This window comes from Streptomyces purpurogeneiscleroticus (assembly GCF_020024005.1).
GTDB classification, from domain to species: Bacteria; Actinomycetota; Actinomycetes; order Streptomycetales; family Streptomycetaceae; genus Streptomyces; species Streptomyces purpurogeneiscleroticus.
Genome location: NZ_NHSG01000002.1, coordinates 1 through 7701, shown reverse-complemented (window position 1 = coordinate 7701; position 7701 = coordinate 1). Strand labels below are relative to the sequence as shown.

At 65.0% G+C, this 7701-nt stretch carries 10 protein-coding genes; 4 read left to right on the top strand and 6 right to left on the bottom strand.

From position 1 onward, the window contains the following. The 4 genes from CCS38_RS00060 to CCS38_RS00045 all read left to right on the top strand — a co-directional run. A partial coding sequence (locus CCS38_RS00060) for an RHS repeat domain-containing protein (protein WP_223731098.1) occupies positions 1–3328 on the top strand: 3328 nt, incomplete at its 5' end. Between the two features lie 6 nt (positions 3329–3334). Then, complete coding sequence (locus tag CCS38_RS00055) at positions 3335–3724, top strand: DUF7919 family protein (protein WP_223731097.1); 390 nt, start codon at positions 3335–3337, stop codon at positions 3722–3724. Between the two features lie 145 nt (positions 3725–3869). Then, a complete protein-coding gene (locus tag CCS38_RS00050; protein ID WP_223731096.1) occupies positions 3870–4154 on the top strand; it encodes a DUF6881 domain-containing protein in 285 nt (94 codons plus the stop codon). 72 nt (positions 4155–4226) lie between these two features. Continuing rightward, positions 4227–4670, top strand: coding sequence for a hypothetical protein (locus tag CCS38_RS00045; protein ID WP_223731095.1), 444 nt, complete (start codon positions 4227–4229; stop codon positions 4668–4670). Between the two features lie 78 nt (positions 4671–4748). Here CCS38_RS00045 and CCS38_RS00040 read toward each other — a convergent pair whose 3' ends face one another. From CCS38_RS00040 to CCS38_RS00015, 6 genes are all read right to left on the bottom strand, one after another. Further along, positions 4749–5081 (bottom strand): helix-turn-helix domain-containing protein, encoded by a 333-nt coding sequence (locus CCS38_RS00040; RefSeq protein ID WP_223731094.1) that lies wholly within the window; start codon positions 5079–5081, stop codon positions 4749–4751. An 89-nt stretch (positions 5082–5170) separates the two neighbouring features. Continuing rightward, on the bottom strand, positions 5171–5437 hold the full coding sequence (locus CCS38_RS00035) for a hypothetical protein (protein WP_223731093.1): 267 nt from the start codon (positions 5435–5437) through the stop codon (positions 5171–5173). Further along, on the bottom strand, positions 5434–5781 hold the full coding sequence (locus tag CCS38_RS00030; protein WP_223731092.1) for a DUF6247 family protein: 348 nt from the start codon (positions 5779–5781) through the stop codon (positions 5434–5436). The genes CCS38_RS00035 and CCS38_RS00030 overlap by 4 nt, the downstream gene beginning before the upstream one ends. 114 nt (positions 5782–5895) lie before the next feature. Then, entirely contained in the window at positions 5896–6156 is a 261-nt protein-coding gene (locus CCS38_RS00025; RefSeq protein WP_223731091.1) for a GntR family transcriptional regulator, read from the bottom strand. Continuing rightward, a complete protein-coding gene (locus CCS38_RS00020) occupies positions 6153–6416 on the bottom strand; it encodes a GntR family transcriptional regulator (protein ID WP_223731090.1) in 264 nt (87 codons plus the stop codon). The genes CCS38_RS00025 and CCS38_RS00020 overlap by 4 nt, the downstream gene beginning before the upstream one ends. Positions 6417–6471: 55 nt before the next feature. Beyond that, positions 6472–6735, bottom strand: coding sequence for a GntR family transcriptional regulator (locus tag CCS38_RS00015; protein ID WP_223731099.1), 264 nt, complete (start codon positions 6733–6735; stop codon positions 6472–6474). Positions 6736–7701: the final 966 nt, after the last annotated feature.

Genomic DNA, 7701 nt, shown 5'->3' with positions numbered 1-7701 from the left:
CCCGCTGACCGGCCCCCGCCGTCCGCTCGAACGCACTCCGGATGGGGGTTACACCCTCACCGACCCGAGCAACGGCCACGTACGTCACTTCTCGCCGCCCACCGGCGGAGATGAGACCGGCGACGGCATCGCGCGCCTGGACCAGATCACCGACCGCAACGGCGATCACTGGATCACCTTCGACCACGACGAGGACGGCACCCCGACCGGCATCGTCCACTCCGCCGGCTACCACCTCAAGCTGACCACCGAGGACGAGCGGATCACCGCCCTGCACCTGGCAGGCGCGGCGGAAGACGGCTCCGACCAGCAGCTTCTCCGCTACGACTACACCGACGGCGACCTCACCTCGGTCACCAACTCCTCCGGTCTCCCGCTCCGCTTCGAGTACGACGACCGGTACCGCGTCGTCTCCTGGACCGATACCAACGACCGCCGCTACGACTACACCTACGACGACCGGGACCGCTGCATCGCCGAGGGCGGCACCGAAGGCCACCTCGCAGTCCGCATCAGCTACGACGAGACGGACCCGGAAACCGGTCATCGCATCACTGCGCTCACCGATTCCCTCGGCCACACCACCCGCTATCTGGTCAACGACCGCTACAAGATCGTCGCTGAGATTCGTCCGACCGGCGCGGTCACCCGTACCGAGCGGGATCACCTCGGCCGCGTCATGGCTGCCACCGATCCGCTCGGGCACACCACGGCCTTCGAATACGACGCCGCCGGCCGCGTCACGGCGGTGGTCCGTCCCGACGACGGCCGCGCGACCGCCACGTACAACGAACTCGGCCTACCGACCGAGGTCACCGGCCCGGACGGCGCGGTCTGGCGGCAGGACTACGACGAAGCGGGCCGCCGAGTCTCGGCCACCGACCCGTCGGGCGCGACCACGACCTTCGCGTACGACGAGCGCGGGCATCTGTCCGCGGTGACCAACGCCCTCGGCCACACCACCCGCGTACGGTGTGACGCCGCCGGCCTCCCCGCGGAGATCACCGATCCGCTGGGCGGCGTGACACGGTACGTGCGGGACGCCTTCGGCAGGGTCGTCACGCACACCGACCCACTCGGCGCCAGCACCCACTCCACCTGGACCGTCGAGGGCCACCTGGCCCGCCGTACGGCTCCCGACGGCGCGACCGAATCCTGGACGTACGACGGCGAAGGCAACTGCCTCACCCACACCGACCCGGTCGGCGGCGTGACGCGGTACGAGTACACGCACTTCGACCAGCTAGCCGCCCGCACGGACCCCAACGGCGTCCGCTACACGTTCACCTACGACACGAAGCTCCAGCTCTCCAAGGTCACCAACCCGCAGGGCCTGGAGTGGTCGTACGCCTACGACCCGGCCGGCCTGCTGCTCTCGGAGACGGACTTCGACGGCCGTCAGGTCACCTACGAACGCGACCTGGCGGGCCGCCTCGCCGCCCGGACCAGCCCTCTCGGTGACACCACCGTCTACCAGTACGACAAACTCGGCCACACGACAGCCAAGCGCACCGCCGACGGAACGCTGACTCGTTACCGCTACGACGCGCACGGCCGACCGCTGAGCGCCGCCACCTCGGACTGCGAGGTCGCCTGGAATCGCGACGCCCTCGGCCGCATCACCGCCGAAACGGTCAACGGCCGCACGATGTCTTACGCGTACGACGTGCTCGGCCGCCGCATTCACCGCCGCACCCCCACCGGCGCGGAGGCCACGTACACGTATGACGCGGCCGGTCGGCGCACTTCCCTCACCACCTCCGGCCGCACGCTGGACTTCACACATGACGCCGCGGGCCAGGAGATCACCCGCAGCCTGACCGGCGGACTGGTGACTCTCCACCAGTCCTACGACCTGGTGGGCCGCCTCACCGCCCAGTCCATGCACGCCACGGACACGGACTCACCTGACGCCACGAGTCACGAAGCGACTCCAGTCCAACACCGCACGTACGCCTACCGCCCCGACGGCTACCTCACCGGCATCGACGACCTCCTCAACGGCCCCCGCCGCTTCACTCTCGACCCCGTCGGCCGCGTCACCTCGGTATCCGCCCACAACTGGACCGAGACCTACGCCTACGACGAGGCCGGCAACCAGACGTCCGCCGAATGGCCCGGCGCGCACGCCAACCCGGAAGCCACCGGCACCCGCACCTACACCGGCACCCGCCTCACCCAAGCCGGCCGCATCCGCTACGAACACGACGCCGCGGGCCGCCTCACCCTGCGCCAGAAGCGCCACCTCTCGGGCAAGCGCGAATCCTGGCACTACACCTGGGACACCGAGGACCGCCTCACATCCGTGGTGACCCCGGACGGCACCACCTGGCGCTACCTCTACGACCCCCTCGGCCGCCGCAGGTCCAAGCAGCGCCTTTCTTCAGACGGAACCACGGTCCTGGAACAGGTGGACTTCACTTGGGACGGCACCACCCTCACTGAACAATCGACCTTGAGCGATGGGTCGTCGCCGTCCGTCACCCTCACCTGGGACCACGATGGCCTGTCCCCCATCGCCCAAACCGAACGCATCACCGCAGCGGACGCCCCACAATCCGAAATAGACTCCCGCTTCTTCGCCATCATCACAGACCTGGTCGGCACCCCCACCGAACTCGTCTCCCCCGAAGGCGAAATAGCCTGGCACACCCGAACCACCCTCTGGGGCACCACAACCTGGAACGCGGACGCGACCGCGTACACCCCTCTCCGCTTCCCGGGCCAATACTTCGACCCGGAAACCGGGCTGCATTACAACTACTTCCGGTATTACGATCCCGTAAGTGCCCGCTATACCTCCTCCGATCCTTTGGGACTGACCCCTGCCCCTAACCCCGCCACATATGTTGATAATCCATCGGCAGCGACGGATGCGCTTGGCCTGTCACCGTGCCCGCCAACTCAAGACAGACGTCCGGAGCCGCCCTCACACGGCGAAGGAAATGGTAACGACTGGGCGAAGAGCGTGACGCAAAAGGGGAGGACGGACAACTCCCAGGTCATCTCCGGCCACGGATACTATGAGTTCGGAGCAGGCGACATGACTGTCCCTTCAGGAACGTGGTTGAAATTCTATGTCGAGGACGGGAAACGCCTTTCTGATGCCGTCGGCTACGAGATCGAAGTCGGCGGCACCAGGGCACCATTCGAGACTTACGGCCCCGGAAAGACTCTCCCCGACTACACCGTAGACGTACCCAAAAATCTAAACATCAGCAGCAAATCCATAACAGTGAATTCGCCTACCCGCCTCAGTGATATCGTAACTGATGGTATGGGTGCCGTACACGTCGTGATTTGCCGCGAGCACATCAAACCTTGGTGATGAGAGATGACTTACTACCCCGACCTCAGCATCTACACATACTCCGAGTCCGACAACCCAATGCTGAACGTCGGCTGGCTCTCCAGGGATCATGAGTACCGAAAGGGAGAAGCCCCCGAAGGACTCATCAAGGCACTAGCCAAGCTGGCCAAGGAGTCTGTGAATGTCCAGCGCGGCATGCACTTCTGTGAACTATGCCCCTCTTTCCAAGTGGCTCGCGAAAATACATCTTGGCACGATATTTTCATCGGCAGCGGAGAAATCCATGTAGCCAGCCCTCAAGGCACTGCGTACGCCGCTCCTGCAATGATTGTGCATTATGTGGACAGTCATGCATATTTGCCACCCGAGGACTTCTGCAATGCCGCCCTTCAGGCCCTCCGACAGGACAGCTAGAAGGCTTTCCAGCCAGAATGCCAGCCATTCCGTTTCGCGCGACACCCATTAATACATGCAGGCCATTTCGGGATACACCACTCACAACATGAATGATTTTGACGTCACTCAGGAGTGAGCGGTTGCAGTATTTTCCGGAGAGTGTATGGAGTACTGGAAGGTTCGCTGGTTTCACGAGTTTCCGGATGAGGCGATCGTGTTCTACAGCGAGATCGGGGATGACGGGTATGAAGTGAGGAAGGTGCAGCTTTATCGGGACGGGCGCAGGTTGAAGGCGGATTGTGTATATGAGTCCGGTGAGATCGGCCTGAGCGAGGCCCCGGTTGGAAGGATCGAGGACGTGGCGGCGCAGAGTGAGTTCGCTGCGGAGATCATCGAGCTCGGGGAGTTCAAGTCGGCGTGGGATCGCGCGGCTTGGGCACGCGGATGACATTAATGAACTTCAGCTGGGCAGTTCGCACGAAGGATATAGGCCCATCTCTTCTATTGGGAGTCAAGCGGGATGAGCGCGGCCGAAGAGCAGTCCATCCTGGATAGGATCTCAGCTACAGGTCTGACGATCCTGAAAAGGCCGATCCCTACTGATATCACCACTACCGAACAAGCATGGCAGAAAGTGAACAATATCGAGACAGAGCCTGCCACAGAAGTGCCGATAAAATCTCCCGATGCCCTGTCCCGCCTCGATCAATCCTGGCTGGCGGAATGCGCGAATGGACCTCTCTTCACGAAAAACGGAGAGTTCTATATCAGCATCGGAGGGCCGGGTAGCCTCAAGGTTGGCTGGACAGCTGTTCAGTGGTCACAGAATATCCGGATGTCCAATGCCCTGATCCGCGATGACGGTCATTTGGAGTTTGTAGCAATGTCAATCGACGGTAACTACATTTGCGCTGTATCAACAGAGGATGAAGATTACTGGATTATCGAGCACAGGCTCAGCTGACAGGTACCGCAAAGCGCTGATCCGATCATTTGCCGTATTCCCATACCCTTAACCAATTGGCCTGTGGGCGTCGAACTCTCAGGCCGCGCCGATCACTCGGTCGCCGTATTTGATGGACAGCGTGATCCTGGCCCCCAGTGCCGCAGCGTACGTGCGCATCGTCTCCAGGTTGTGGATCTCTCCCCGTTCGATCTGGGACACCCGCGCCTGGGAAGCGCCGACCGCCGCCGCGACCTGGGCCTGTGTGCGTCCCTGTTCTTCCCTGATCATGCGCAGGTGGTATCCGAGGACATGTGCCTCGGTCGTCGTCCGCGCCGCCTGCTTGCGAGCTTCCCACTCGAAATCGGTGACCTCGGGGTGGGCCTCGCGCATCTGGCGCTTCGTCTCGGCCCAGCTGCTGTGGCCACTCATCAGGTGATCCCAGTCCTCTCCTGTCCTGTCCTGCCCGGTACGCGCGATGGGCCTCTCAAAACGCCCCAGGGCGAACAGGTAACGCCGCGTCAGCCGTACCAGGTGATGTTGCAGATGTAGATGCACTCGTGGCGGGGGACGGCGAGGAAGCTGATGAAGCCGCGGCCGCCGAGGATGTCGAACTCCCGCAGGCCGCCCTCGCGGTCGACGGGCCTGCCTACCTTGACCGCGTCGCGCCCCAGCGCGGCGAGTTCGGTTGCCAGGCGCTCCACCTCCGCTGTCGCACCGAGCGGCAGTCCTCCGGCGACGTGGTTCTTGCTCGGGTTGTAGTCCCACGTCCAGTCGCCGTGGGTCACAGCCCGGCCTCTTTCTCCGCCGCCTCGCGGATCTGCTGAATTTCGGCGATGACCTCCGTGGGGTCCTGGTCCCCCGCATCGACGATCCGCTCCAGTTCGTGGAGGCGGGCGGCTCGGTCGGGGTACCGCTCGATCGCGACGAAGACGGCCCAGGAGTGGACGAAGGCGCGGAGAGGGGCGAGGCTCTGCGTCTGCTGCGCGTTCGTCGTCGCCTCGAAGAGGTGCTGGGTGAGGGCAGGGACCCGACTCGGAGCGATACGGGACACGGCGGCCCGCAGGGCGTCGGGCGTGAGGTCGGGCATGGGGATGAGCGGCCCATGCGGACCGTCGGGTTGCACACTCACAGCGTCCTCCGTCACGGCCAGGTGGTGCCCATACGGTAGTGGCTGGGTCGGCGGCCCGGCTCAGTACTTGCGCCGAGCGATGCGGACATCACGCTCGCGTGCGTTCCCGAGGAGTCAGCCGGCCTCAGGCTTTGGCGGGTTCTTCGATACGAAGGAGCCCATGCCCGGGGTCGTGACGATGAAGCCCTCGGCGCGGAGGGCTGCGATGGCCTTGCGGACGGTTACCCGGGCGACGCCGAATTCCTGCTCCATCTGGACCTCGGAGATCAGGTGGTGGGGTAGGTACTCCCCGCTGGTGATCCGCTGTCGTAGTGCTTCGGCTATCTGCACCCACTTGGGGCGGGTCGGATCGAACTCGGGTGGGGTGGTGCTCACGCGTCCGCCGGGTCGCCCGTGAGGTCTTCCGGGGGGTGGTTCGAGACGAAGGAGCCTGCGCCGTTCTGTGTGTGGATCAGGCCCTCGGCTTGCAGGCCGCGGTGGACCTTTTGTGAGGTGGAGGTGGCGATGTCGAACTCTGTCGAGAGGTTCAGTACGGACGGGACGCGTGTGCCGGGGGCGTAGGTGCCGTCGGCGATGCGTCGGCGGATCACGTCGGCGACCTGCTGCCAGCGGGGGCGATCCGGTTCGAAGTTCATCGCAACCGGACGGTACTTCGCCCAGGCGCACGGAAGCGTTTCTTCGGGGCGTCCTTCATCCGTCTTGGGGACGCTCGGCCAGCTTCTCCTGTGCGCTCTTCGTCACGAAGGAGCCCATACCGACCTGGGTTTGGATCAGGCCCTCTGCACGCAGGCCGCGGTGGACCTTCTGACCGGTGGACGTGGCGATGCCGAACTCCTCCAGCATCTCGGCCACGGACGGCACTCGCGTACCGGGTGGGTAAGTGCCGTCTTCTATGCGCGCGCGGATGATCCTTGCCACTTGCCGCCATCGCGGCTCGTCAGGTGCGAACTCCATCACGAGACCAAGGTAAGCAGCCCACGCCATACCACGCGACACGTAGCTACGGTGCCTAGGCAACCTAGGGGTAGCAGACTGCGGTAGAGCTGAGTGTCCAAAGCCCCGGCGGTCGCGGCAACGACCCCGGGGTGTGGTCAACGCGAACCGTGAAGAGGAGCGCCGACATGCGTCACCGTATCGTCCGGGCCGTAGCGTGGCTGGGAGCCCTGTTCTCCCGGCCCGTCACGACGGTCAGCCACCCCCGTTCGGCTTCCGGTAGCCGGCGAACAGCCAGTCCCCCTCCCCGGCCGTCACTACCGCCGCGCCTGCTCGATGTGCCCATAGACGGGGATGCTTCCCGTCTCGTCCGGCCGTACCTTGTCGTCGCCGAGCGGCGGGCGCGGGAGCAAGCCGTGCGCCTCTTTACGTACGACGGTCGCTTCTCGGTGTACGCGTCGTGAGCGAGGCGGAGCGGCTGCGGTTGCTTCCCTGGGCTGGGGTCGACGGGCGGCGGTGCTACCTGTCGGCGGAGGCGGACGGGAGCGGGTACGTGTCGCAGTTGGCCGATGAGGTGGAGGCCGTACAGCTTGCTATGGGAGCGCGGCTGGCAGAGCGGACGGAAGCGGTGCTCGGAAGACGCGGCAGCGGCAACGCCTCACCGCTGCGCCCAGGCGAGCTGACGGTACTCGCCTACGGGCTGGTCGAAGCGTTGCGGGATGCGCTCCGGATTGCGGAGAGCCGAGCAGCGAGGCGCGGCGACCGCTAGTAGGCGTAGTACACGGCGAGTACGCAGAAGACGGCGGTGCCCCGAGGGGCGCCGCCGTCCGGCGTGAGGGAGTCAGTAATAGGGGGAGAGTCGGGGGCCGTCAGGCCAGGGCCAGCCAGGCTGCCGCTGCGACGATCACGAGGGCTACTACTACGCCGATGATGATGCCCGCGCGGGGGCCCGAAGAGGACGGCGGGGTGGCCGCGGCGGTGCGGGGG

Coding starts and splice junctions, on each gene's coding strand:
- CCS38_RS00040 (WP_223731094.1), bottom strand. CDS start 5,081: ATGAGTGGCCACAGCAGCTGGGCCGAGACGAAGCGCCAGATGCGCGAG.
- CCS38_RS00045 (WP_223731095.1), top strand. CDS start 4,227: ATGAGCGCGGCCGAAGAGCAGTCCATCCTGGATAGGATCTCAGCTACA.
- CCS38_RS00050 (WP_223731096.1), top strand. CDS start 3,870: ATGGAGTACTGGAAGGTTCGCTGGTTTCACGAGTTTCCGGATGAGGCG.
- CCS38_RS00020 (WP_223731090.1), bottom strand. CDS start 6,416: ATGAACTTCGAACCGGATCGCCCCCGCTGGCAGCAGGTCGCCGACGTG.
- CCS38_RS00055 (WP_223731097.1), top strand. CDS start 3,335: ATGACTTACTACCCCGACCTCAGCATCTACACATACTCCGAGTCCGAC.
- CCS38_RS00015 (WP_223731099.1), bottom strand. CDS start 6,735: ATGGAGTTCGCACCTGACGAGCCGCGATGGCGGCAAGTGGCAAGGATC.